The sequence below is a fragment of the Mucilaginibacter sp. PAMC 26640 genome (assembly GCA_001596135.1).
Lineage (GTDB): Bacteria > Bacteroidota > Bacteroidia > Sphingobacteriales > Sphingobacteriaceae > Mucilaginibacter.
Window position 1 is genome coordinate 3212919 of the sequence record CP014773.1, and the last position, 26712, is coordinate 3239630.

General features: G+C 40.4%; 28 protein-coding genes and 3 pseudogenes. 17 read left to right on the forward strand and 14 right to left on the reverse strand.

All coding sequences use genetic code 11. The features are described from left to right. Positions 1-250 precede the first annotated feature (250 nt). Complete coding sequence (locus tag A0256_13925) at positions 251-1288, reverse strand: hypothetical protein (GenBank protein ID AMR32444.1); 1038 nt, start codon at positions 1286-1288, stop codon at positions 251-253. Between the two features lie 438 nt (positions 1289-1726). Then, positions 1727-2815, reverse strand: a complete 1089-nt coding sequence (locus A0256_13930) for an undecaprenyl-phosphate alpha-N-acetylglucosaminyl 1-phosphate transferase (GenBank protein ID AMR32445.1) — start codon at positions 2813-2815, stop codon at positions 1727-1729. A gap of 908 nt (positions 2816-3723) precedes the next feature. Here A0256_13930 and A0256_13935 point away from each other — a divergent pair. From A0256_13935 to A0256_13950, 4 genes are all read left to right on the forward strand, one after another. Then, positions 3724-3981, forward strand: coding sequence for a hypothetical protein (locus A0256_13935; GenBank protein AMR32446.1), 258 nt, complete (start codon positions 3724-3726; stop codon positions 3979-3981). A 307-nt stretch (positions 3982-4288) separates the two neighbouring features. Then, the gene (locus tag A0256_13940) at positions 4289-4558 is read left to right on the forward strand and encodes a hypothetical protein (GenBank protein AMR32447.1); all 270 of its coding nucleotides are present in this window, start codon (positions 4289-4291) and stop codon (positions 4556-4558) included. A gap of 1 nt (position 4559) precedes the next feature. After that, positions 4560-4811, forward strand: a complete 252-nt coding sequence (locus A0256_13945) for a hypothetical protein (protein AMR32448.1) — start codon at positions 4560-4562, stop codon at positions 4809-4811. 128 nt (positions 4812-4939) lie between these two features. Beyond that, positions 4940-5377: a hypothetical protein gene (locus A0256_13950; GenBank protein ID AMR32449.1), complete on the forward strand. Its 438-nt coding sequence runs from the start codon at positions 4940-4942 to the stop codon at positions 5375-5377. 332 nt (positions 5378-5709) lie between these two features. Here A0256_13950 and A0256_13955 read toward each other — a convergent pair. Together A0256_13955 and A0256_13960 are read right to left on the reverse strand one after the other, a co-directional pair. After that, a pseudogene (locus A0256_13955) lies at positions 5710-6480 on the reverse strand (transposase). A gap of 95 nt (positions 6481-6575) precedes the next feature. After that, entirely contained in the window at positions 6576-6884 is a 309-nt protein-coding gene (locus A0256_13960; protein AMR32450.1) for a transposase, read from the reverse strand. A 149-nt stretch (positions 6885-7033) separates the two neighbouring features. On the opposite strand from A0256_13960, the gene A0256_13965 reads away from it, so the two are divergent. The 4 genes from A0256_13965 (at position 7034) to A0256_13980 (ending at position 10027) form a co-directional block, all read left to right on the forward strand. Further along, a complete protein-coding gene (locus tag A0256_13965) occupies positions 7034-7384 on the forward strand; it encodes a hypothetical protein (GenBank protein ID AMR32451.1) in 351 nt (116 codons plus the stop codon). A gap of 469 nt (positions 7385-7853) precedes the next feature. Next, on the forward strand, positions 7854-8207 hold the full coding sequence (locus A0256_13970; GenBank protein ID AMR32452.1) for a hypothetical protein: 354 nt from the start codon (positions 7854-7856) through the stop codon (positions 8205-8207). Between the two features lie 522 nt (positions 8208-8729). Continuing rightward, on the forward strand, positions 8730-9146 hold the full coding sequence (locus A0256_13975; protein ID AMR32453.1) for a hypothetical protein: 417 nt from the start codon (positions 8730-8732) through the stop codon (positions 9144-9146). A gap of 635 nt (positions 9147-9781) precedes the next feature. Beyond that, complete coding sequence (locus A0256_13980; GenBank protein ID AMR32454.1) at positions 9782-10027, forward strand: hypothetical protein; 246 nt, start codon at positions 9782-9784, stop codon at positions 10025-10027. A gap of 203 nt (positions 10028-10230) precedes the next feature. Here the strand turns inward: A0256_13980 and A0256_13985 are convergent, their stop codons facing one another. From A0256_13985 to A0256_14020, 8 genes and pseudogenes are all read right to left on the reverse strand, one after another. Further along, positions 10231-10755 carry a hypothetical protein gene (locus A0256_13985; protein ID AMR32455.1) on the reverse strand — a complete coding sequence of 175 codons (525 nt, stop codon included), beginning with the start codon at positions 10753-10755 and terminating at the stop codon, positions 10231-10233. Beyond that, on the reverse strand, positions 10756-11121 hold the full coding sequence (locus A0256_13990; protein ID AMR32456.1) for a hypothetical protein: 366 nt from the start codon (positions 11119-11121) through the stop codon (positions 10756-10758). 381 nt (positions 11122-11502) lie between these two features. Beyond that, a complete protein-coding gene (locus A0256_13995; GenBank protein ID AMR32457.1) occupies positions 11503-13845 on the reverse strand; it encodes a hypothetical protein in 2343 nt (780 codons plus the stop codon). Then, complete coding sequence (locus A0256_14000; GenBank protein ID AMR32458.1) at positions 13817-14812, reverse strand: hypothetical protein; 996 nt, start codon at positions 14810-14812, stop codon at positions 13817-13819. Before A0256_14000 ends, A0256_13995 begins: the two co-directional genes overlap by 29 nt. A gap of 294 nt (positions 14813-15106) precedes the next feature. Continuing rightward, a complete protein-coding gene (locus tag A0256_14005; protein ID AMR32459.1) occupies positions 15107-15625 on the reverse strand; it encodes a hypothetical protein in 519 nt (172 codons plus the stop codon). A gap of 379 nt (positions 15626-16004) precedes the next feature. Continuing rightward, a complete protein-coding gene (locus A0256_14010; protein ID AMR32460.1) occupies positions 16005-16226 on the reverse strand; it encodes a hypothetical protein in 222 nt (73 codons plus the stop codon). Positions 16227-16519: 293 nt separating this feature from the next. After that, positions 16520-16759: pseudogene (locus A0256_14015) on the reverse strand (3-hexulose-6-phosphate synthase). A gap of 44 nt (positions 16760-16803) precedes the next feature. Continuing rightward, a pseudogene (locus A0256_14020) lies at positions 16804-17351 on the reverse strand (6-phospho 3-hexuloisomerase). A 244-nt stretch (positions 17352-17595) separates the two neighbouring features. On the opposite strand from A0256_14020, the gene A0256_14025 reads away from it, so the two are divergent. From A0256_14025 to A0256_14065, 9 genes are all read left to right on the forward strand, one after another. Next, a complete protein-coding gene (locus tag A0256_14025; GenBank protein AMR32461.1) occupies positions 17596-18459 on the forward strand; it encodes an AraC family transcriptional regulator in 864 nt (287 codons plus the stop codon). Positions 18460-18542: 83 nt separating this feature from the next. Next, complete coding sequence (locus A0256_14030; GenBank protein ID AMR34551.1) at positions 18543-19076, forward strand: cyclic nucleotide-binding protein; 534 nt, start codon at positions 18543-18545, stop codon at positions 19074-19076. A 92-nt stretch (positions 19077-19168) separates the two neighbouring features. After that, entirely contained in the window at positions 19169-19762 is a 594-nt protein-coding gene (locus A0256_14035; protein ID AMR32462.1) for a hypothetical protein, read from the forward strand. Positions 19763-19808: 46 nt separating this feature from the next. Next, positions 19809-20690 (forward strand): alpha/beta hydrolase, encoded by an 882-nt coding sequence (locus A0256_14040; GenBank protein ID AMR32463.1) that lies wholly within the window; start codon positions 19809-19811, stop codon positions 20688-20690. Between the two features lie 35 nt (positions 20691-20725). Further along, a complete protein-coding gene (locus tag A0256_14045) occupies positions 20726-21112 on the forward strand; it encodes a hypothetical protein (GenBank protein AMR32464.1) in 387 nt (128 codons plus the stop codon). A 25-nt stretch (positions 21113-21137) separates the two neighbouring features. After that, positions 21138-22106: an NADPH:quinone reductase gene (locus A0256_14050; protein AMR32465.1), complete on the forward strand. Its 969-nt coding sequence runs from the start codon at positions 21138-21140 to the stop codon at positions 22104-22106. Between the two features lie 95 nt (positions 22107-22201). Then, positions 22202-22903 (forward strand): hypothetical protein, encoded by a 702-nt coding sequence (locus tag A0256_14055; GenBank protein ID AMR32466.1) that lies wholly within the window; start codon positions 22202-22204, stop codon positions 22901-22903. Between the two features lie 260 nt (positions 22904-23163). Continuing rightward, positions 23164-23838 (forward strand): hypothetical protein, encoded by a 675-nt coding sequence (locus tag A0256_14060; GenBank protein AMR32467.1) that lies wholly within the window; start codon positions 23164-23166, stop codon positions 23836-23838. A 234-nt stretch (positions 23839-24072) separates the two neighbouring features. Then, positions 24073-24453: a hypothetical protein gene (locus A0256_14065; protein ID AMR32468.1), complete on the forward strand. Its 381-nt coding sequence runs from the start codon at positions 24073-24075 to the stop codon at positions 24451-24453. A gap of 118 nt (positions 24454-24571) precedes the next feature. Here the strand turns inward: A0256_14065 and A0256_14070 are convergent, their stop codons facing one another. Together A0256_14070 and A0256_14075 are read right to left on the reverse strand one after the other, a co-directional pair. Further along, positions 24572-25351 carry a short-chain dehydrogenase gene (locus A0256_14070; protein ID AMR32469.1) on the reverse strand — a complete coding sequence of 260 codons (780 nt, stop codon included), beginning with the start codon at positions 25349-25351 and terminating at the stop codon, positions 24572-24574. A gap of 48 nt (positions 25352-25399) precedes the next feature. Next, positions 25400-26704, reverse strand: coding sequence for an NADH dehydrogenase (locus A0256_14075; GenBank protein ID AMR32470.1), 1305 nt, complete (start codon positions 26702-26704; stop codon positions 25400-25402). Positions 26705-26712 lie beyond the last annotated feature (8 nt).

The following is a 26712-nucleotide window of genomic DNA, read 5'->3' on the forward strand; positions in this document are numbered from 1 at the left end:
CAGTATTATTAGCTCAAGTCTTTGAATAGAAATCATGCTAAAGAAAATTTTATCACGATCTTAAAATGACTAAACTTTGTAATCAGTTTGTTCTAATACAACGGTAAAAATATAAATGCTCCTCATCATAGTCCTAAACAATTATCGTTTTCATAAAAAATTCAAAATGGGATTAAGGTTTACGAAGACACAACATACCTACACCCATCCATCAATAATTCGATTCATAGTGATATGGTCAAGAATTATGCTATTTAAGCATCAACTTGCGGATAGTGTTCGTTGCGTTGTCGGAAAAATAAATACTGTTTTCATGGTCTCCCAAAGCCAGGCTATAAGCATGTACATCTGCTTTCGCGCCTACACCATCACGGCCATCAGGCGTAGTACTGTTAGGGCCAGCAAGGACTGATAATTTGTCATTCTCAATCTTCAGAATTTTTCCACTAGCTGCCAGGTACATCGTACGACTATCTGCATTTAAAACTATACTGGTAATGAAACCGGAAATTAAATTTGAATAAAGAAGTGATGTTACACCTGATGGCGTATACTTAAAAAGGCGCGGTCCAATAGCAAAGTATATAACCCGGTTTCTGCCAACGAATAATCCTCTAAAACTTTGCCCTCGACCTTGCTCTTCTTCGGTTAACAAGTCTTTATTATAAGTTATATCATCCCGTCCTGTAGAGCCGTCTGGATTAACTATGTGTTTTAAGATGTTGTCACCTCTAGAAAACCAGAAAAAATCTTCATATGGGTCCTTTGCCAATGCACCATGGGCTGTATAGGTACTTTCGTAGCCGGCCACAAAATTTCCTTTCTTGTCAAAAGTGTAAGTCAGTCCTGCCTGATCAACAAGATAACTGAGAACATGGACATTTCCAGCGTCATCAACTCCTACAGAGGTAGGGTTTTGCAGGTCATAATATTGAGGTGTTTTTAATACAAGCGTTGAAACGTTGCCATCAACACTGAGTTTTCGAATAGCACTGTTACCATTGTCAGCGATATAGATAGATCCATCTTTAGCCAATTGTATACCCAGGGGAAGTTTGAAACGAGCGGTCTTTGCAGAGCCATCAGTGTAACCTGGATTGTTAGGTACACCAGCAATCGTACTTACCACATTGTACGCCGTTAATCCGCTTGTTGCTAAAGTATTGGATTTATCATTTGCTTTTTCTAAGGTGCCAGAAAGCTGAACATCTTTTCTACAGCTTTGAGTTATAAACAGCCCACACGTTAATAAGCTTAAAATTACAGTTTTAACTACTTTGTTTTTCATGAAGAGTTTAATTACAATCAAATTTAACGGCAAAACTGATGGTTTGATTCCAATGTTAATTATTGTTCAAATTATGTGGACGTTGTCCTAGTTATGTGAAAATATTTGGTAAAATGCCATTAAAGGTAGTCTCACTAGATTATGAATTACCTCACTCATTGATAGGCATACCTAGCGAACAATTTATGATCAATATTAAGATAAGGTTTAACTAGTTCATTTGCAATTTGTGGGCTAAACGTTAATTGCGTAATCAACTCCTCCGGCATGTATCGTAACAGCCTGATCAATGATTCTAGAGCAGTAATTTTGCCTGTGATGGGAAAGTGCCTGTTAGCCGCATTAGCCTCGCGTACCTTTAGGAACAATTTGATATGAGGTGTTCTAGCACGGCTGAACCTTGGCCGAATACCCTAATGCCTAAGATATATAGTAATATCACGCAAATAGATTTCGTAGATGGTAGCTTTCCCGGCTTCTGGACCGGACAAGGTAAGTGATTATCAAGGCAAATAAAAGTGAAGTACCTAAAATCATCGTGATCAAAATCAGATTGCTCAATTCATTAAAAACAATGACCATAACAATACATAAAATATTGATAGCGGCCAGTAGAAAGGTTGTCTGCGAATGGCTGAGACCCAATCGTAATACTAGGTGGTGTATGTGATTCCTATCAGCAGTGAAAGGCGAAATACCTCTGAGAATTCTCAGGGTAAAGACTCTAAGGGTATCAAATACCGGTCCGATCAGAATAGCCAACGTCAGCGCCGGCGCGGGAAAGTTTAAAGGTGCATTGGTTGACGAAGATTTATTGATCTCTAAGAATTTTATGGTCAGAAAGGCTGAAATTAGGCCAAGCAGCAAAGAACCGGTGTCGCCCATAAATATCTTCGCAGGCGTTAGATTAAAACGCAAAAATCCGACGACGGCTCCCGTAATGCTTAAAGCTATCGCGGCCAGCTGTAACTGTCCGATATAAATAAACAATATGGTGAAACTGCCGTTCACGACAACGCAGGTGACGGCAGCAAGACCGTCAATACCATCGATGAGATTAAAGGCATTGACGATCAATACAATAAATAAAAGGGAAAGTATAACACTAAGGAAATAACTGATCTCGTAGATACCAAATATGCCGTATAGACTGGTTAGCCGGATATTGCCGGGAAGAACAAGGATGGCAGCGACAAAAAACTGGATCAGGAATTTCGTGCTTGAATTAACCCCGGAAAGGTCATCTTTCAGGCCCACGGCGAAAAGGACAATGCTGGCAGTCAATAGGTGAGTAAGCGGAAGGCTATTGTCCACCATGCTTAAAAGTAGCAGCGTAATATTAAAGCTGGCAAATATGGCCACTCCTCCCAGGCGGGGAATACCGTGGTCGTGTTGTTTACGGAAGTGGCCGACATCATCATACAAATGGCGGGCGCGGGCCACATGCAAAATTGAAGGAATGCACAACCAAGTGAAAAGAACAGATAACAGGAATACTAAAATATAGTACCAGTGAAAATTATTCATATGGATCTGCGTTAAGGATCGAATAATCAGGCAAAATCTACTTGTGCTAACCTTAACAGTAAAAATTCTTGGTGGCTGCTATTTTGATTGCTATGATACCGCCGTTCCATTTTACGCAATCACTCTCCAGTATGTTTCGAAATCCATTGTTTTTAACCAAATTAACTCCGGATGGGCCCACAGCAGCAGCCAAACTGAGAAAACAGATATCGAGATCGTGCAGGCACAGGAACGGCAGTTATAAACTAATTACACCCAAAAAATAAGGGTGATATTGTACCTTGTATTGAATAATAACAAGAATATTTTGCTATTGATAGGATGTAAATTGATTGGATATTATTGCACAAGAAGTCAATGAGATGAACGAAGCACAAGTTTTAGCACAATTTAAACTAATAAGTAGAGTAATTTATTATACAGATTATACTTACTGCAATGCAATTAGCAATAATTACCATTCCGCACTAAAAAGATGTTGCGATACATTTTCAAAAAAAGAAATTTGTATTGAATTTCTAATCAATTAAGATGAGCAGGTAAAACCATTTGCCCGTTCTGCTACCACGAGCATGTGTATGAGTTGAAAAGTAAGTATTTACGCTATAAATGTGCCGCTTGCAGGAGGCATTTTAGCGTCATTAAAGGCACTATCTTTGAAAAGAGCAATGTACCATTGTCTAAATGGATTATGGCTATCTTCATCCTTACGACGCGCCGTCAATGCATATCATCAATATAGGTAGGTAGAGACATTAGTTTAACTCAAAAAACAGCATGGTGTATGATGCAACGTATTTTGCAACCCGGTTAAAATGCAATAATATTTTTAGTAGGCAGTTTTCTCAATTTGATTTACCTGTATAAAAATATTTGGGCATACAAAAAGCATAGCTTATTTTAGTTGGATGAGAATATCACAACTAAATTTAAGCCTTTATCTAAGTGGTAAAATAAACGTTAGTATTGACAACAAAAACTATTATAGTCAAGGAGATTTAATAGGGTTTGAACTTATGGCAAAAGATATAAACCAACTTTACCAATTAACAGAACTTGACCAATACGATCACCTTACAAGTCGCCGGTTTAATCTCACTTCAAACAGAACGGAGAAAGTGTCACAACTGTATTTAACGGGGAGTCCTATATGGTTTCTGAATTAACTATAGATGCAATTGTACTTATTAACAACGGCATTCATTATTTTATCAGCCCTATCAGGGTGTAATTGTCGTGTATAATTCATTTCTGTCATCTCATACTCGGGAACATTATATTTTAAATAAATTCAAATCCCCCCCTGGGTTATAATAGGTATATAAATGCCACGAGAGCTGAACTGCCGCCAAATCACGCCGCTGCATCATCCTTTTTTAATCCGTTGTCTTTCATGATTTCATTTTTCGCTTAATTGTGTAACTATATTGCTTCATCTGGTGAATTATTTACATCATTGGCAGATATTGCAGTATGAGAAAACTAACTAAATGTCCAGAGTGTGGTAAGTATCACATTTTGCGAGAGGATAAGGTATTCAAGCTTAGCTTGCCCATAATGGCAGGAATCGCTACAGTCGTTTTCTTACTGATTGAAATATTTAATATTGAACGTAATTATGATGCATTAATAGTCTTTGCAATAATTGTATCGTCAGTCTTTCTTGTATTAAGCCTGATCGATTACAAGGAGACCAATTTTATAGAGAAAGCCTGCATGGATTGCGGCTTTAAGTGGGAGTAGGGTGGAAAGAAGTTATTTATTTAGTGACGCTCACCGGCTTATAAATATCCCGATATCTATTAAAAAAATTTCAATGATCGAACGAATGAATATGGTACCTAAAGTTGAAATGTTGCAGTCCGATGAGCGGCCTGTAATCGAAGAAATTGAAAGCGTTAAGATTGAGCTTGCGCGCCTGGTAGCCGAACTTGTAATCATTCGGGCGGAGATGGCTAAATATCAAACCATGATGGTCGCTCTCACGGATGATTAAGCTTATTTGAAAGGACTTTTCGAATAACTTTACCAGTGCCAAAGTCTAATTAAGTAAGTAAATAAGCATGAGTTAGCTTTTTTACAATTTTTGAACTAATACAACTTCTTAGGTCCTATATTAGCACAATGAAGCTAAGAGTGTGGTTTACAGTAGCGATTGCACAGGAGGACAGAGAATGCTGGTGCGATGTTTACGATAGCACCGATTTTCGGGTGCATTTTGATCAAAAATCACACGATGTTAGCTTGCACGATGGGGTGTGGATTTGCAACGATAACAATACCGCGCCCTATGCCCCGGCCATCGCCGAAAAACTGTTGCATGCGAAAACCCTTTTTAAATGGGGCCTGCCCCCCGATTTGCGCGCCCTCATATTCAGCAGTGAATACAATATGAATACCAACGTACTAACATTAAATATAGACGACAAAGGAAATTCGTTTACGCAGTACGAAGCCCAACTTGAAGCCGCCTTTACTGCAAGTAGGATCATTCCCAGCGCAAGCATCCACCTTTACAACCCCCGCAAACTGGACCGGTACGTTACCAGGTTTAAAGTATAAAAAAATTTACTTTAGAAATTTAATTACCGTCACATGATAAGGTTTAAGGTTACTTGACTGAAAATTGTAACTACGTAAGAAATTCCGAAGCCATTAATCGCCTAATTCCGAAAATGCAATCATTCGATTCCTAAAATTTGACCATGCTATTTGGTTGACTGAAAGAAATAACTAGGACGAACAGACTATTCAAACTGGGGTGCCTAAAGCCACGGAACTGCATGGTCAAGTTTCACAGATGCTCCGAATCGGCACTGTTTCCGGTTTAACACTTGTAACCCTTCCTTAGTTCGGACTGGTGTTTTATAGACTTATTTAATTTAAAAATATAATTATTGTTGTTGTAACTGTGGGGATGTTGGAAACTCGATAGAGTTTTCAGTATCCCCACAGTTTAGCCGCTTGTACAGGTCTGGCGTTATACCTCCCAATGCTTCGTGCGGCCTGTTGTAATTGTAATTTTCCATCCATTCATCGGCTAAGACTTGTACCTGATAAATATCTTCAAAAAGGTATGCGTCAAGTATATTCTCCCGGAAGGTTCTATTGAACCGCTCAATGTAACCGTTTTGCATGGGCTTGCCAGGCTGGGTGAATTGCACTATAATACCTTTGATCGCACACCAATCCTTAAACTCCTTACTGTTAAACTCCGGCCCATTATCTACCCTAATACAGTTTGGCTTGCCCTGCTCATGGCTTGTTCGCTCCAGGATCTGTGTTACCCTGATGGCCGGCATGGTATGCGCTGCCTCCACCGTAATGGCTTCCCGGTTATAATCATCTATGATATTCAGCGTCCTGAACTTCCTTTTACTGGTTAATACATCACTCATAAAATCCATAGACCATGTTTCTCTTGCACGCTCTGGCACCACCAACGGCACTTTAACACGTGCAGGCACACGTCTGCGGACCTTTCTGCGGCGATTCATGCCCAACAACAGGTAAACACGTCTTACACCTTTGTAGTTCCACATGAGGCCCTGCTGGCGGATTCTACTTTAATAGAGATCCTGCCCTTCAGTAGGATGCCGTTCCGATAGCTCAAGCAGTTTATCGATCGTTTCTGAATCGTCTCTGACGTTCTTATAATAATACATGGATTTGGGCAGCTTTACCACCCGACAAGCCCTGCTAATACTTACCTGACGGTCTTCCATCAGGTAAGTAATCATGTCTTTGCGCTGGCAGGGCTTTAGAACATTTTTGAGAGTACCTCTTTTAAAATGATATGATCTAAGGCAAGCTCCGCATACATATGCTTCAGTTTGCGGTTCTCATCCTCCAGCTCTTTCAGCCGCTTCAACTCCTGCCTGTCCATACCGGCATACTTTTTACGCCAGTTATAAAAGGTGGATTTGTGCACGCCAAGTTCACGGCATACATCGGTTAGCTCACGACCACCTTCATATTCTTTGATGGCCTTGACAATCTGTGCTTCGGTAATAATCGAGTTCTTCGTCGTTTGACTGGTTAAAGTTAAGACTTTTCGTCCTTTAAGCAGTCCGGTTTTTAGGAGGGGTTACAATATTGATATCGAGAATCGGTACCTACAGTTAGAATTCGACGATTATTTGCTTAAACCATTTGACATAGACACACTTTATAGTACGTTGACTCGAAATCGTCAGCAAATGAAATAAACTTAACGACATGAATTATATGGAAAGACACGATGGAAATATTCTAGGATATGTCTTAAGAAAAAATGGATTCAGTATAACTGAACTAGCCGCAGCAGCGAATGTAAACAGAAGGACAATTTACAATTTGTTTCAACAAAGGATTTTAAAATGGATATTTATTCACGGGGTAGGTCGGACAATCAAACACGATTTTTCAATCGAATTTCCAGAACACTTCACCCGGTATGATTTTACGTTTGAAGCTTTAGATACTCAAGCTACGAATATTCTTGACGACCCTTTAATTAATGATTCCAACGACTGGAAGGAGAAATATATCAGTCTCCTAGAAGCTTACATTCTGTTCCTCCTAAACTGATCATTTCAAACGCCCTACTAACTAAGCTTTCTCAATTCACTTTTAACCCAATTAAATCAATTTCAAACATGTCAGGAGTTAATAAAGTTATTTTTTCGGTCAGATAAAAGGTAAACCGGTATTTGAGGAAGGTCACAATATTCAATGCAAGCTTTCCTTTGAACTAGCCACAATAGAGAAACTTAAAAATGAATTACAGCATGTCGAAACTCATCATATTATAATGTATAACTACATTGGCTTTTCTACCTATAATGTTCTGCTGGAAGGCATGCTGGTATATTTGGAAGGCTCTGTAAGCACTATAAATTACTTTGATGACAGTAATATTAAATGATATGAAACCCGAATTCAATGTTTGAATTTCGAAACATTACCAAATGCTCAGACTCCGGCAGCATAAGGATTACGAATGATATCATGATAAAAAGTTCAACATTATTGCTACATTACTTTAAAGTAATTGTAAATGACTAGTATTAAGAAAAAAGGCAACATTGCTGTAGGTGAGCAGATTGCTGTGTTACGCATTGAACGTAAGATGAACCAGGCAACGCTTGCAGAAATTATTGGCGTTTCCGTATACGCGATGTCAAATATTGAAACAGGTAAAACAGGTACCAATTCTGCTGTTTTAGTCAAAATAGCGGCAGCCCTTGATGTAAGCCTAAGTTATCTTTTAAGTTTTAAAGACAATGTACCAACGGGTGGCTTACAAGATAGTTTAGCTATTGCTAGAAATCAACTTGAAGAGCAAGATCTTCTAATAGTGGAACTGCGAAGAAAGATCATTAGCCTGTATGAGAAGTTGTATCAACAATAATCCTTAATACTCTGATCCAAGAAGATTAGATAATCCCTCATTATACAGGTCGTCTAGACCCCGAATTAGGGAAGTTGGATTGGAGTGTTTAAGTTTACTTTAATTATTCAAGGTAGACAACACGTTGCCAGCTACATCATTGAACAATTACTATCTCTTGTGACCTTGTTATATTAGCCACAAATTATTTGATACCGTTATAGTGTATTTTTAGTAATTCCCAATGACTTCCACGTATAGAAATTGTAAACAAAATCAAACCTTGGAAGTGTAACATTGCTAGCTTCTCATAATTGGATTTTATTTGTTCACCAATAATAGGGTGCCGTCTAAATTTCCTTTTCTGCTACTTACACTATGGATCTGTTCACTATATTTTTTTAAACAGTTTATAGAAACATATTGAGCTTTTTCATATTCTATATAAGAACCGATAACCCTTATAATCTGATCACCCGTTCACATAGTAGACCACAAGATAATTTTCTTTTTTAGCCTATACCTAACATCAAATGTTTAGTCATGAACAAACTATTCCATTTACATTGTTTTGAGGCACTGAAAACTGAGGTGCTTAGTGTTTGCAAAATCGATAGCGTAACGCTCTCCGACTGCCGAACCATTTCTTTTTTAGTGATGAAACAAACTCAGAAGTGTATAAATGAAATTACGCTGAAACGACTTTTTGGTTTCATGATCAGTAATTTTCCTTCTTCGTTATATACCTTGGATGCCTTATCATTATTCTGCGGACACAATAACTGGGAAGTCTTTTGTGAGGTGCATACTAAAGATAGCTCAATTAATAGTGAACAAATTGTGAAAAAATTAGTTAAGCCGAATTCTGATAGTGTCCAGATAACATCATTCGAACAACTGCTTAATGACCCGCTCGTTTCTGCACTACTCAACGGGGGCCCCTCAACATTTAATTGTTAAGTCCAACGCACCAATTTTCACAATTCTTAATTACAATACCGCTTTTGAGCTGGCTACTTTCACCCTAAAACGCAATATTAAAGAAATGTCATTTTGGATGCCTATGATCATAAAGTCTCCGGCAGCCATGGGTTAACTTTAGTTCGTGAAGCTTTAAATAAAGTCATCGAAAAAAAAGAAACATTAAAACTGGATCCAGTTCATTATAACCTCCTTTCGCCTGTTCCGCACATTATATCCCTTAACTGGTGGGATATTAAAATTACGCCAATAATATATGACCAGGATGTACCTTATTTGATGCTGAATGTTATTAATATAAGTGACAGAATTCTCAATTAAGATACTTTTAAAAGTGCTATCAACTGACTACTTAAAATGGCTGTAGACTAAGCTGCTTCGAACGTCTGAGCCAAGTTGAGATGAAATGTGTAATTTAGGAATTAACGAGGAACGAATTATCAATATATCAAAACAACATCGATTTCTGTATAGGGTTATTACCGGCCGCTTTAGTCCCCTCCGGCTTTGACAAATAAATGGGAAGTAAATTTGTTTATATAGTAAGATGGCTCTATACCTGATGGTCGCTTACTTATACTTCCTCTCAAGTACGATTTAACTATAAACCTGATATGGGTGCAACTCAGGCGCCGTCATCGTTAGAGCTTTCAATGAAGACCGCTATAGCAGTTTTATGGTTATCAAGAAAAGCAAATGCCACGAATAGCGAATCGTTTTACCATGCGGGTTTTGGGCAGTGCCTGTTTACCACACATAGTAATGCCCGGTATTTTAGAACCTTGCCCCGCACCATATTCTCCTACACTTTACAGGCCTTTTATAGCTTGTTCAAAGTATTTGCATCTACATCTACGTAGTTTTTCATTATATACTCATGTCTGATGACCAGTTCATTGCCAACCGCTTTGATAAGTTGTGCTTATAGTAGAATCCATCTTTATGATAGTGGCTTCAATGTTTGCAATTGTTGTGGTGTTGCCAACATCTCGCCTTGACCAGTAGCTACCGGCCTTACTGGGGATGAACGCCAATCATAAGCTTATAATTAATTGATGAAGATTTAACTAGTAATGTATTTAGTAGTTATCAATAACAACAATGTACGGTCAGCTTTGGCTTCATTGAAATTTTCTAACAATAGCTGATTGATTTGCTTGTTTTTAAATTTTACAGCTGCGATTTGCAGGATCTGAAAGGATGCCATTTCAACACTTTCAATATTCTGCATATAAAATAAGATAGAGAGATCGCGTAATTCCGGGTCGGAGCTTTTCTCATGGATCGCTTCATAAGCATCTTCCACCATACCAATCAATCCGCTGCAATTGCCAGTAGATGGTTCTTCATCTAGTAAAATATATATCTCCTCCATTCTCGTGATCTGCCTGCCTACATCTTCCAATGTTTTACCTATGGCATTCTTCAGGTCAGAAAAGTGCGATTGTTCCTGTATCTCCGACAAGCGTTCGTGCAAATGAGTTTTGGCACAATAAATTTTATTCAAATAGGTGATAAAAAAAGATCTTAATTTTTCAGGGCCCAAATTCATTGGTGTAAAGGGGGATTTGTCTGCTGGATCTTTCATTTATTTGATGTTTAAATCGATTACTTTAGTTGACAGATAAGCTTTGTCAAATGTTTTATGGTTATAAGCGTCAGCACAAAATTTTTTGCTTGAAAACGGTAAGTTAGCCTCCCCAGACAGAAAAAATACGGGAAGCTTTTTGATGTTTGGCTTAAACTTTAGCGTTGAGCAAATACTTATTCCATTTTGAGCGGGATTTTTCAGTAGGATATCAAGTAATATCGGGTGTTGCTTAATTTCATTCACAGCTGACATTTCGCTTCCGTAATCCGATAAAAACACTGAATAACCGTCTTCCTTATAGATTATGCTAAGTATCCCTAAAATATCCGAGTTGTCTTTAATGATTAAATTCCGCTTCGGCATAATCTATTCGTTTGAGTATAAAAAACATGGAAAACTCATTCAAGAGCAGCGTTCTTAGCGATGCTCTCAAAAGTATAATAGAATAAGTACAGAGGTGATTGATCCCTGATGGCCTGATTTGCCTTATGGGTTTAAGCGCTATGCAACTTCGCCTTCAACTTTTAGCTTGTAACATTTAATTTATTACAGCAAGTGCTTTTATTAAAACACAATAATTTTACTGTGAAGTTAACCTTATAAACGGCATTCTGGCTTCTAGTAATTTATTTACTTGAGAACGCTCGGTCGAACTTTTAGGTCTGGCGGACGTTGATCCATTACATATCAAATAATTGAACCAAATAAATCTTAAATGCTAATGAAATACTGCATGGATAATCATTATTTCAAAATTGGTATAGTTATATAACTATTGTTATACCACTTTAAGTTTAAGGGAACTTTACCATCTGAAATAGTCTCATCACTTACATCTTTCCCGGTGCCATAATTTACCTGCCAGTTAGGACTTTTGTTAACTCCTAGCGTGATTACAATCCGGCTGCCTTTCTGAAGTTTTTTGCTGGTTATAAAATTTTGATTTATGATAACGGTTTCTAATTTTCCACGCTGCAACAATTGCCTGTTTGTTCTGTCTTTAGCATAACTCGCCCTTTGCAACGATTCATTGAGCGCAAAATATTTACCGTCCGGCGTTTGTTCATAAAAGTCAAGCACCAGGTCAACATCTTTCTTGTTGATCTTTAATTTAATAGTAGCGCTGATAGAGCCGCTGATGGCGAATGTCCCATTTACCGGCTCACTTACAAAAACCAATTTTTCTTTTTCAGGGTTCAGTGTACTATCTATTAGTTGAGTGAAAGCTATTATATCCTGCCCGCGGAAGCGCAGGTCTTTTCTTTCAGTAAGGTCAATCTGCTGATTAATAAAACCGTATTTCATAGTTTTTACAGGCGTCAGTTGATAAGCCTTTCCTTGTTGCGTATTGCTTAAATAAAACGTTAGCGAATCGTTGTGCATTTGCGCCAGATTTTTCACGTGCCGCCACTGGTTGGCACCCATTACTTCAAAATTTACCCGGTCTTTTAAGATATCAGGTAGGTGTTCGCCTTTCAGCACATGGTCGAACCATTGAAAAACAATATTGATTATAGAGATCTGTGCAACGCTGTCAATCGCGTAATCACCCAATTTTTTCGATGGCTGATATTGAGAACCGCCGTGGTCAAACGGGCCAATTAACAGATAATCGTTTGGATTTTTATTCCACTGATGATATTGGTTATAATAATACATGGCACCAATTTGATCATCATCATAATACCCGGTAGTGGTCAGTATCGGTATTGTTAGTTTTTCAAAGTCTTGTTTTTGAGGGATTGTATTTTGCCAAAAGGAATCAAATGAGGGATGATTAAGATATCGTTGGAATATCGCATTTGGCCGTCCTTCCAGTGTATCAAGTGACCGGAAACTGGTGCCTTTTTGATACCATTTACCCGCAACAGTGTTCCATTTCTGATCATTGGCAAATCCGGAATAGTCTGTAAGCTTATTATCCATCACATAATGCAGATAGCGCAATGCATAAGTAGGAAAGATCCCGTTCATTATCGGAAAATCAATTCCCGGTGCTGCTGCAGCTTGCGGCACGATGGTTTTTAAAGCAGGATGTAAATATTTTGTAGCTGCCCACTGTGCAAAGCCGAGATAACTACCGCCATACATGCCCACCTTTCCGCTGCACCAGGGTTGTTTGCTGATCCATTCGATAATAGCATAGGCATCTTTAGCATCATGTTCAAAGGGCTCCAATGCATCTGGGCTCAGCCGCTTGCCTCGCGTATTAGCGACGACGCCTACATAGCCATTCTTAACAGCCAATCTGCAATCATTTGCCTCGTCCCCAGCATAAATATTATATAATAACACAACAGGCTGCGTCGTCGTGATCTTTCTGTTGCGGTAAACGGTTAAAGAGATGGTTCCACCGTCCGGCATTTTTACCAGTACGCTATCTTGATGAATATATTTTTCATTATCCAGTTTGGCCAAAGAGTTCAAAGCCTTACGCTGGGTTTCGCCGGTTACTTTTAGAGCGCAGTATGTTCTGCAAAGGATTAGTGCAGCAGTAACAGAGATACTATCTGTTTTGCTTGCTGTATTGATCAGTCCCCGATAGCGGCTTTTAATTTCTGAAATGTCATTGGTGAAATAAGATGGAACCTTTTCCTGTGCCTCATCGCTCAAAGCGTCATATAAAGTTTCGAAAGTTGACGAATAGGATTCTATACTATTATTATGGTTAGCATTTTTTAATCTATCGGCTAAATATACCTGAAAAGCAAACCCCACAGCCTTAGTGGACAGGGTGTCTCCTGATTGCGATCCTAAAAGTGTGATTATTGTTTTTAGTGAGATCGTAGACTGTTCATAATCCCCCGCAATAAGCTGTAGCCTGAATAAATTATCGTAATAAACTAACTTATTTGAATCCAGATATCTGCTAATAACCCGTCGCGCAAAATCAGGCAGTTGTTTTTGAAATGCTGCGCTATCAGCATAGTTTTTTGTCGGGAAAAAAAGCTGTTGTGCGTATCCGTTATTAACTGAAGTAGCAAAAATAATAACTATCAGGATGTTTTTCATATCATTAAAAGTCAGCGTTTTACAAAGTTTATTTAAAAAAGCATAATTACTTTTTAAAGTAAGCATTTTTATCATTACCCATTGTTAACTGTCCAGCAACGAACCCAATTGCGGGGTCAAAGGTAGCACCCACAGATCCAACGATACACTCGTTCCGTTTAAGGCCTGCGAAACCCATGATCTGCTGAACAGGTTGAATTCCTGTGCAATGTGCCCCCATAAAATAACGAACGCCGGCTTCCTTCAATGCTTTTGCCGTCCACTCAATATCCTGATCGCTGGCGGCAAGCAAATGAAAACCACCAATAGCGGCATAAACTTTTTTTCCAGGGAAATGCTTTTTAACAGCGGTGATCAGATTAACCGTACCGCTATGACCGCAACCCGTCAATACCACCAGACCCTGTGCTGTAACAATAACCATAGACATGTCCTCGGGAATGGTGTCGCGGGTAACATTACCTTGCTTGTTCAATCGCTTGAGCGAGGCAGGATAATTTTTCTCCGGAAATATGCGTGGTATATCGTTGCCAGTAAGGAATACGCCGGGCGCAATTTCTTTCCAGGTTTTTAGAGTCGTTATAACCCCGCCCGAAGCGGTATAAGCCAAAGAGTCCGCTTTTAAGTCATACCTTCCACCCGATGGAAAGACAACCGGGTCAAATAAATCAGTGGCGACATACGTCGTTTCAAATGCATGCTTGTTGCTTTGCGATAATTCCTGCCTTAAAAGAGACCATCCTGCTGTATGATCAGGATGTCCGTGGCTAAGAACTACCGTTGACACACGGGTCAGGTCTATATTTAGATCTTTGGAGTTGTCGCGAACTACATATTTACGTCCGCCCGAATCAAACAAAATTCGCATACTGTCGCACTCAACTAATGCTCCAAAGCCCCAGTCACCAACGCCTTCCTGAGCCAGCATGGTACTGAGAATAGTAATTTTGAGATGGTCCACTTGGTGCTTTGGGATAATAGATTGCGCATATGTCAAAGATTGGATCAATGACATGGCCACGATAAATACCAGTTTTTTCATAATGGAATCTAATATCGTCAAAAACATATTACGTTCTCATTATAAATTGCTTACGACGATTAAAAAGTACCACCTATTGAAATAGATTACACATAGTTTTGAATATGCAAGGTAACGAAAATCGCGGTCAAGCATGGCGACGGAATGGAAGTTGACTCACCAGTGTATGCAGGTCCTGATATTCCCGGTTCGAGGCGATAACATAACGCTGGTAAAAAATTTTATCGAGCAATCCGCTGGTTTCCTGAGCGAGTCTATATAAGCCGAGTTAGTGCGTTAGTGGAAGGCGCTATCCTATTCGCCTCTTAACAACCGATTGATTCTAATTCTGTTGTATTGCTGAAGCAATACTGGATATACATTGAAGGTAATGTTGCATAGGAGGATCAACAGTGCCATGCCTAGTTTTTCGGTTAACAATGCGCTACAGGTAGTTAGCGTAAATAATATAAAACAGCAATAGTGAAACCGTTCCTGCATACGAATAGTTTTTAAATAATTTTCTGCCTGTTCACGATTATGGATTAAGCCGGGGTGTCTTCGCAGCCTTTTTTGCAAATGATTAACCAGTATTCCGTTTTGTACAAAGTACAGCAACCATTTTACTCCAATACGTTCGTATGTTGATTTGTTCTTACTCATACCTAATTTGTCAATCCACCGTGCTGGAATGGCATAGGTCATAATGCTGAAAACAACGAACACAGCCAATACAAGGAAACTCCTTTGTTCTGCAAGATAGCCGCTCCAATATATGCCCAATACGGCAAAACATAGGGTTGTCCAGAACAGGTTTATAATTTGATTGAGCATATGATGAATGTAGCTAAATTTGGTCGCGTACAGCATACTGAATTTTTATTCAGTATGAACTATTGACAGAAACCTAAAGCATTTTCGGTGATATGGCTTTGCGTGATCCAAGGCAAGGTAAAATAAAGAAATACGCTTCATCTGGAACGAATTAACGACCCCGAGTATTAGGGATTTAACTTTCCATAAGTCAGGTACGTTATATACTTTGACGGCTAACGGAAAAGGAATTATCGGAAGATGCAGCTGGGCTGCTAATTTAATAAATTGTGAATAGATCAGTTCAAAGCTGTAAGCTTAATAATTCTAAATTTATTTCTTTCGGATATAATATAGTGGCTGGCTTGTCGCTTTCTATAATGGCCATTGGCATCTTTGTCTATTCGGCAGTATATGGATATTTAATAAAGTCAAAGCCCTTACTTTCTCCTATCTTCTTTGACCCTGATAATCCATCGTTTCCCCCGCCGGATAAAATCATCCCAATTGCTCTTTCATTGGCATCTAGAGCTAAGGATGTAAAAAAGATGTCGATAGCATGATTAATAATTTCTTCCGGCCTTCGGTCGCGTAGCAGGAGTACGCCATTTTGCAACGTCATCACATTGCTTTCAGGAAGGATATAAATGTTAAGTGGTTCTAAAGCCAAGCCATGCGTCGTTTATATCACCGGCATATTTGTATATTTAGGTAAAAGAAAATTCAAGCTACTTTCGTCGGTGCGTAACAAATGTGGAATGACAACATTGGCCACCTTTGCGTTTTCATGCAATGCACCAATCATTTTTCTAAATGGATTCAGCCCTCCTACAGAAGATCCTCCCCATCTACCCAAAAATCGTATTTCATATTACTTTAAATTGACCACAGTTTAGGCGTGTCACGATAGTGACGATCAGCACCTGCTTTAAATGCAATATCCGCTTCCAGCTCTCCGGCATCAGCCGTTTTCAAATCAGCGAATACTAATTCATCCGGATGCGCTTTTTTCATTGCGGTAATAACTGCGGATCCCATGTTTTTAATCAGCGGGGTACCCAGTTCGATAATGTCTACATAAGGTGCAACTTTTGCGGCAAGCGCTAATGCTTCCTCTGTTGTCAATAAGTCTATTGCTACTTGTAATTTTGCCATTGTATTATTTATTAATGTTAAAAATGATATGATTAATTTATTGATTACTCCATGTTCGCGTGACGTTTCCAAAGCTCTTCGGCAGGTGTTCCTTCAAGTTTCCATAACTCCATAAATACCGCATCGCGTACTAAAAGAACTGCCTGTTCAAATAGGCTCCCGGCATATTGCGTTGATTTGGCTCCGTTGTGGTCTTCTTTTTCTGCTGCGGGAATCAGGATGTGTACATCTGCAATTCCGGCCAGCGTTGAGGATGCATCAGTGGTCATTGCGATAACACATGCACCAACCTGTTTAGCCTTTTCGGCTGCTTTCACAATCGTGCCCGTCGTTCCAGATCCTGACACGGCCCATAACAGATCTCCTTTTTGGATAGCCGGGGTAGTTGTTTCGCCAACAAAGAAAACTTTAAGTCCCAGGTGCATTAAGCGCATCGCTACCGAACGCATAGCAAAGCCGGAACGGCCGGAAGCGATCAGGAAATGGCAGACGCCTCGTTGATGTTGCTGATCAGTTTTCCGAAATTGCAATAGTCGATCGTCTCTGCCAGGGCAGTGTTCTCCTGTAATACCTGTATCAGGTTCGCTTGTATGGAAGCGGCGGTCTCTTTGTTGTGTTGATCTGTTAACTCCATTTATAAGCGTTTAATTCTTCGACAAAAGTATCTGCTCTGCCATCGGAAACGGTTATACAAACAGCACCATTGGGTGGACTATCTGGAAATAGGATCAATCGAAAGTCATATAAAGGGAGGCCCAAATAGATTATTTCCGAATAGTCCACCATTATTATATGATTATCCACCACCTTAATGCTGAAGTAGCTACCTTTACGTAATGACAAATGATACGAAGGACAATCGCTTGGAAAGTGCGATGATCTACATCAGGAATTTGAATAATTGCCCGCCCAGTTATTTAAATGATCCTGGAAGAAAGGACTTCTTTGAGATCGTATGGTTAAAAAATGAAGATCCGCTGCACGCCCTGAAAACCAATGATTTTGAGGTTAAAGGAGACTGGATCTACCTGATCCCGCCGTACCGTGTTCACCAGTTGAACAAAGCCGGTAAAAACGGAGAATTGATCTCCTTTAAAAGAGAGATACTGGAAGAAGAGGACAAGGAATTTTTACTGGATATTTTCAAGATATTTAATGTGCAGGGCGAATTTTCCTGTCTGCGTTTGGACAAGGCTGCGGCAGATGATCTTAGCGGTGTTTATAATCTATTGATCGGCGAATACCAGAAGTCATCTGAAGACCTGATAATCTTGAAAACGTTGCTGAAAGTTTTTCTGTTAAAGCTGATCAAAGTTAAAGAGGAGGAGTTCACCACACATGACATTCAACAGAAAAGGGTGTACGAGTTCCTGATGCTGCTGGAAGGGAATTATCTGCAGGTTCGAAATATTGACTTCTATGCCGGCAAACTGGACATCAGTTCCAAGAGGCTGAATCAAATACTCAAAGACAAATTGGGCAAAACAGGTACACAGATCATTCATGACCGGATCATACTGGAGGCGAAGCGGCTGATCATCCATAGTGAGCACACCATTAAAGAGATAGCCTATGAACTTGGATTTTCTGACCGGCCTTATTTCAGCCGTTTTTTTAAGAAACAAACGGCCCAAACGCCGGACGAATTTCAGAAACAGGCGCAAAATCATTTAAAACTAAAATCTAATACGCTAATTTAACCGTAAACTCAACTGACTTGGATACTCAACATTTGCCGGTTGCTTCATTAATCAAATTTTTTGAACAATACTTCCCGCTTAATATGGCTGAACGTAAAGAGGTAACAGCCCGGTTTACCGAACGCAGCGTCAAACGACGTGGTTATATTTTACAGCAGGGCGACGTAGCCAAATATTTCACCTTTGTGGTATCCGGATGTTTCAGGCAATACGTGATCGATGAGACGGGGAAAGAATACAACTTGCAATTTGCAATCGAGGATGATTGGATCACTGACCTGTGCAGTTTTTATTCAGAAACGGCAAGCAATACTTATGTAGAGGCGCTTGAGCCATCCGTCATTTTGCAAATCAAACATGATGATTTAATATATCTATACACCCATTACCATAAGTTTGACCGCAATTTTCGGATTATTGTCGAAAAGAAATACATCGATCTTCAAAACCGTGTAATGCAGAATATTAGTATTACCGCCGAAAACCGGTATTCAAACTTTATGGCCCGTTACCCAATTCTGGCCAACCGTTTACCTAATGTTCACATTGCCTCGTACCTGGGTATAACGCCGGAATTCCTGAGCAAGGTTCGGAAGAAACTGGCGCGCCCGGCCTGATTCTTAAACTTGTTTAAGATTATTTCTTAACATATGATATTGGCCTGTAGCCGTTGCTCTGCCCATCTTTGCATCGTTTAACAACAGAGACGATGAAAGGATCAAAAACAATAACAGCTTTAGGTAAAATCAAAATAGCAGCTTTTGCAGCTCTTCTAATTTTAGGCGGAACTTTTACCGCGAACGCGCAGGAATACGTGTCACTGACCAATCCGGCAAAACCCGGCAAGGCGCCCGGTGCAAAAGTTAAACTGTTAAGTACGAACGGAAAAACAAAAACCTACCTGTTGGTGCTGGCGACGGGTGACGAAGTAACCTCAGGTATCGCAGAATTTGCCCAAAAATACCAGGTGAAAAATGCGCATTATACTGCATTCGGTGACGCGAGTTCGGCTAAATTTGGCTGGTACGATAAGGATCGCAAAATGTTTAAGCTCTCGGACATCGCAGAACCATCCGAAGTAACCGGCCTTGTAGGCGATATTTCGCTTTACAACGGTAAACCTTTCGCCCATTCTCATGGCAGCGTTGCTACAAGTGACGGCATCTGCCATGGTGGCCATTTGCTGGAACTGATCGTTGGACCAACCTTTGAATTCTATATTACCGTTGAGCCGACCGCAGTCTATAAAAAGATCAGCCCGGAATTTAATGCCCTGGTTGTGGATCCCGATTTAGATAGATAAATCAAAGGTGTTCGTTAAACAGCTCAAAGAATAAAATCAAAAAATCATGTTATTAAATACAAAATCAGGCTTTCTGCTGATAGTTATATCTTTAATATTTTCGTTGGGTATTGATGCTCAGGATCTAAAGCACCTGAGGGGCTTTATGCAGGCCGGTCCGACTCCTGTTAATGCTATTCCTTATGGCAACAATCCGAAGGCTGGCCACTACCTGAATACCGGCAACGCACGGATTTACTATGAAGTGTATGGCAAGGGTAAGCCCTTTGTTATTCTACATGGTGGAGTTTTCGGGTCTACTTATGAAATGGGAAGATTCATTGATAGTCTTTCCAAAAACTATCAGGTCATAGCGGTCTCTACCCGGGGCCATGGCAAATCAGAAATGGGAACTACAGAACCTACCTATGAGCAAAAGGCCAATGACGTAAACGCTATTGTAAGCACCGTGACCAAAGACAGTGCGATAGTTTTAGGGTTCAGTGATGGTGGTTATACAGGTTATTATTTTGCCGGTCTTTACCCCGAAAAGGTAAAGAAACTGATCACCATCGGCGCAGGAGAATGGCTAAAGGGATCGCGGTCATTTAACATCACCCGCAAAGATGCGTTTTCACTGGATAGTTTGTATTGGAAACAGCAGCTTGCCTTAAGTCCCCATCCGGAAAAATTTGATGAGTGGCTGGTGTCGATCAATCAATATTACAATACAGTCAATGTCAGTAAAGAAGTGTTTGGTAAAGTTCGTTGCCCGGTATTGCTGATGGCAGGTGAGCTTGATCAGAATGCAGTGCTGAAAACAGTAATCGCAGCATACTACATGTTTCCGAAAGTACAGTTGGCTATTATACCCAATGCCCCACATCCGGCATTCCTGGTCAATTTTCCGGCAGTTTGGGCAGATATAGTTCCTTTTATGCGGCAATAACTGAATTAAGCACTATTTAAATTTAAAAGATTGATATGAGCACTAGAAATGAAAAATTGTCCGCAGAGCAAGTATTACACGGCTATGCGGAAGTATTGAACAAAGCTAATATCGCGTCAATTTCATCCTTTTACGCTTCGGATGGCTTATTTATGCCTGACGGTTTCAAGACGCTATCAAAAAAAGAGCTGGATGCGGTAAGCGGCAAATTTTTGAAGGACGGAAATTTTAAGATCAACTACGACATCAAAAATATTAACGTCGAAAATGAATTTGCATTTATTGATGCCACCGCCAGGACTACAACCATCGGCCGCGGCGGAGAAGCAGCAAGTAAGAACAGCCGGGACTTTTTCGTGTTAAGAAAAGACGGTGCAGATTGGAAGATCTACCGGTACCTGTTCAACAAAGTACAGGATTAATAATCGCTGATAAGCCATGCATAACATGAGAGCAGCATTGATTTATGAGCCGGGAGGTCCCGAAAATTTTATTTTGGAGGAGATCCATATACCAAGGCCGAAAGATGGTTGGGTATTGATTAAAGTTAAAGCTTTTGGCCTCAACAGGTCGGAACTGATGACCCGGAAGGGTTACTCTCCTGACGTCGTTTTTCCGCGGGTGCTCGGTATCGAATGTGTTGGCGAAGTGGCTGATGATCCTTCCGGAGCGTTTAAACCGGGACAAAAAGTAGCCGCCTTTATGGGTGGTATGGGAAGAAATTTCAACGGCAGCTATGCGGAGTATGCCTTATTACCTAATTTCCTGCTTACTTCCTTTGAAAGCCAACTTTCCTGGGAGCAATTGGGTGCCATGCCCGAAATGTTTCAAACAGTATATGGTTCATTGCATTTGTCCCTGAAGATTCAGCCGGGAGAAACGATCCTGCTCCGTGGCGGTACATCTTCTATAGGTATGCTGGCAACGCAACTTGCTAAGAACAGCGGCCTGACGGTAATCGCGACTACACGGAACCCGGACAAAAAGCAAACACTGCTGAAAAACGGCGCAGAGCAGGTTTTGATCGATGATGGTAATCTGACCGCTCAAATAAACGCCCTCTTTCCTGAGGGTGTAAATAAAGTATTGGAATTGGTAGGTACTTCGACGCTTAAAGACTCCCTCAGCTGCGCTGCTCCTGGTGGTCTTGTGTGTATGACGGGAATGTTGGCAGAGCAATGGTCATTTAACGAATTCGCCCCAATGGAATACATCCCCGCTACCGTCGGCCTGACCGTTTATGACAGCGGACAGATCCGAGTTGATGCACAAAGCTTCCAGCAGTTTATTAATGATGTTGAAGCGGAAAACGTCAAACTTCCAATTGGGCGCACATTTCATCTTTCTGAAATAGCAGCTGCACACCAGTTAATGGATAGTAATGCCGCTGGGGGCAAAATCGTCATGCTCACTTAAAGTTTAATTAGTCAATTTAATAATACGCCCAACCAACGGCCGCTCAGAAGATCAGGTTGTTAAAAGCATCTACGCACATTTTTAATAAAAAATCTATGAAAAGAATCCATCAAATAATTCTGCTTATTAATTTATGCACGATTGCTGCCTGTAAGCAAAAACTTACTTTAAAAGATCAGTCATTCGAATTGGTGAACGTCACCGGGTCTGTCATTAAACTTAATGGCGAGGAAGTACTGAAGGTTGAAAGGGATTTAAAGACATTGCCTTTTGATATCAAACACTTAGGCGCTACGGTTAATGGGCCTTTGTACGCAAAATTGAAGAATTCAAATTTTGAAAACGGAACTATAGAGGTAAAAGTATTGAGCCGGATACAAAAGAACACGCCCTATCCGGACTCCTGGGGCTTTATCGGCCTTGCCTTTAGGATTAACGACGACAATTCGGCATTTGAATCGATGTATCTACGGCCTAAAGTTGGCCGCTCGTCTAATGCATTTGTAAGAAGTCAGGCGGTTCAGTATTATTCCTATCCGGATTATAAAATGGACAAGATAAACAGTACACCTGGTGGGCCTTTTGAAACAAGTGCCGATATTGGCCTCAACGAATGGATAACACTAAGGATAGAGGTGAAAGATCAACAGGCAACGCTTTATATAAATGATAAAAAAGAACCCGCCCTTACCATAAAAAACATGAAAGGCAACTTAAAATCTGGCGCAATTGGTTTGTGGGTTGATATAGGAACAGAAGGATATTTTAAAGATTTGAAGGTTACAAATAGACCCTGAACGGTTGATATTCCTACAGTCAGTCATCTACCAAACTTGACTTTAAAGTTAATCTTCAACAACCGAAAGTGTTGAGTTGATTTTTGTTTACACTTTAATGGGTTATGGATTTTGAAAAAATCATAGTGCCGGGTATAACTTATCAGTATTACCTGAATTCGAAAAGATGATTTGCGTAGTCCAGCTGGAAGGAAGTTTTAAATTTTAACACAATCTCACTTAAAAGTTAAGCAGAGATCATTCATATATAATTTAATCAAATGAATAATTCAATTAAAAAAGTGCTGGTTACCGGCGCAAGCAACGGTATCGGTTTTGAGCTGACAAAAAAATTACTGGCCGAAGGAGCGGAAGTAATCGCTGTAACGCGTTCAGGTAAAGTCGGCGATTATACACATGATCATCTTACGGTTTTCCAGGGCGACATCAGTAATAAAGAAAGCATTAATAAAGTTGCCCAACAGATCGAAGAAGCAGGAATCAAATTAGATGTACTGGTGAATAACGCGGGCGTTGGTTTAGATTTAGGCGATGAAGTGCCTACAGCTGATTTACTTAATGCAACTTTTGCCACGAATACCACAGGCACGGTGTTGTTCACCGAAGCATTATTAAACAGTTTGAACGATGGCGGACAGGTGGTATTTTTATCGACAGCAATGGCTTTGCTGCGTAACCTTGCGCCGAACGCACCGGGTTACCGCATGTCGAAAGCAGCCATTAATGTCTATGCCGTAATGCTGAGCCAAAGGCTTGCCGAAAGAAATATCAGGGTAACACCATTGCACCCGGGATGGGTACAGACCAGGATGGGCGGCGATACCGCACCCATTACTATTGAAAAATCAGTTAACGGTATTTTTAAAGCCATTACCGAAAATACAGAAACCGGTAAATTCTGGAATATTGAGTTAGGCGGATTAGAAGATTACTAATCTTCTGTTAACTCTTCTTTTGCTACCGATTCACTTTTGGTAAGTAAGTAAACTCCCGAAGCTTGCCGATACGACATTTACAAAAAATTAACGGTTCAAACAAGGCGGTCAGATTTGACCGCCTTATTAATAAACTTGAAATCGTGTATAAAAGTTATGGGCTAGGCATCGTGACAATGTCGTTATCTCTCCATGATTTATTGTTATATTTAACCTTTAATCCTGATTTTATCTATGTCCCTGAAAAAAGTATTGTTTATCGATGATGATGAGGATTTACTTTCTTTAGTTGCATTATTATTAAAAGAGGAGAACATTGAGGTAATATCAACGACTGCTTCCTTATCGGTTGCTGAAATATCAGCTATAAATCCGGATCTTATCCTACTCGATGAATGGCTTAGGGATAAAAATGGAAGTGAAATTTGCAAAGCCTTGAAAAATACACCGGGTTGCAGCAAAATCCCTGTGATATTATTTTCCGCTGTTAACAATCTTTCTACCATTGCAAAGCAGTGCGCTGCAGATGCGTTCATTGAAAAGCCTTTTGACATCGATAAATTGGTATCGATCGTAAATGCACTGATCTGCGTCGAGCTTACCACAAAAATCTAACAGCACGTAACAAACGACTGGATTTCGCTTACTAAATGGGATTCCCGATTTGATAAATTTACCTATTACCAAAGGGGCAGATGATTCATGATCTGCCCCTTTGGTTAGATACAAAACATTACATCGTAATGCCGCCATCCACGGCAATAGCCTGGCCGGTAATTCTTGGTGATCTGGCGATAAAGACAACCGCTTCCGCGATATCTTCCGGTGTTTGGTCAACCCCCTGGGGAATGATTGCTTTCTTATTCCTTTCCCACGATTGCTCTTCAGTCTCCCCTTCCAGCTTCCAGCGGTCAGCTACGCCGCCTTCTCCGCGCCACATGCCTGTACCAACGATGCCCGGACATATCGCATTGACAGTGATGCCGTCTAGTGCCACTTCTTTTGCAATGCTATTGGTAAATCCAATGACCGCAAATTTGGAGGCCACGTAATGAGAAAGATGAGCCATACCCATTTTTCCGGCAATGGAAGCCGTATTGATAATGGCGCCGGATTGCTTTGGTTTTAATATTTCAAGTTCTGCCTTTGTGCACACAAATATACCTTTAGCGTTAACGCCTAATACGCGGTCCCATTCTTCAGGTGTAATTTCTTCGATACTGCCGATACCAACCACGCCGGCATTGTTAACCGCGATATCCAGCGTTCCGAATGTTTCCACTACTTCCTTTAGTGCTGCTTTCACCGAGTCATAATTGGTAACATCTACGGTTACGCCTAACACGTCAGCACCCTGCTCCTCCAATATTTTAACTGTTCCGGCAACGAATTCCTGCTTAATATCACCAACAACAACTTTAGCGCCTTCTCCGGCGAACGCGGAAGCGATCGCTTTTCCAATTCCACCACCAGCTCCGGTGATAAAAACTACTTTTTCTTTTAAGTCATTCATAGTACTAAATTTTAAGATGTAAGAAATGAATATGCAACTGATTAAGGCTTATTTAGCTTCGGCATTCGGGAGCTCATGTTCTTTAATAGCCGGCCGGACAATCATCCTTAGGTATTGATCCTTCGAAATGTAAGCTGCGCTCCAGCTGAACAGTGTTTTTATTTTATTCCTGAAATTGACAAGCGAAAGCAAGTGGACGAACAGCCACATCAACCAGGCAAAGAATCCCTGGAAATGAAGAATTGGTTTAGGAAGATCGGTTACTGCTTTGTTCCTGCCAATTATTGCCATTGATCCTTTATCATAATATCGGAATGGCTTTAAGGGGTGTCCGGTCAATTCTGCATGAATGTTATAGGCAAGGTTTTTTCCCTGCTGTATGGCTACCTGTGCCAGCTGTGGATGGCCGTTGGGGAAACCTTTATCCAGAGTTAACAGGCAGCTGTCTCCGATCGCGAAAATGTTGGTTGTGCCTTTTACTCTATTACAAGCGTCCACCAGCAGCCGTTTACCGCGTCCATAAAACTCAGCCGGTATACCTGCAAAGATCTGGCCGGTTACCCCGGCGGTCCAGATCAAGGTTTTGGTTTCGATCCGTGAACCGTCGCCAAGCAACACACTTTCGCCGTCATAGTCTTTTACTAATTGATTTAAGGTAATGATGGCACCCATAGACTCAAGCGATTTTAGCGCATACTCTTGTGATTTTGGGGTCATTGGGGCCAATAGCGTCGGCAAGCCGTCCAGCACATATATATCAAACGGCAATCCTGCCAGTTCAGGATAATCCTTTTTGAAAACGTTTTGCTTAAGTTCCGAAAGCATTCCTGCTATTTCTACGCCAGTAGGGCCGCCTCCTGCAATGACGACACTAGTGAGTTTTTTTTGCTCAGTCGGATTGTTGCTAAGTGTAGCCTCTTCGAGTCTGGTAAGAAGCGTGTTTTTTAACAACAGTGCATCGGCAACGGTTTTCATGGGAAGGGCATGTTTCCGGACGTTTTCGTTTCCGAAAAAATTACTTGCCGTTCCGGTGGCTAAAATGAGTTTGGAATACCGCAGTTCCCCTGAAGATAAGACCACCAGGTTTTCTTCAGGTTTGATCTCCAGCAGCTCGCCCATTCGGAAGGTGAAATTAGGATGATTCCTGAATAATTTCCGGTAAGGGTAGCTGATATTAGAAACGTCTAAAAAGCCTGTCGCTACCTGGTACAGTAGGGGAGGAAAGAAGTTATAATTATTTCGGTCTACCAAGGTAATGTGCAAGTCTTTAACTTTGTTCAAAAGGTTTTGAGCGACATTTATTCCGGCGAACCCTCCGCCGATAATGACGATATTATTTCCATATGGTGTCATGATATTTT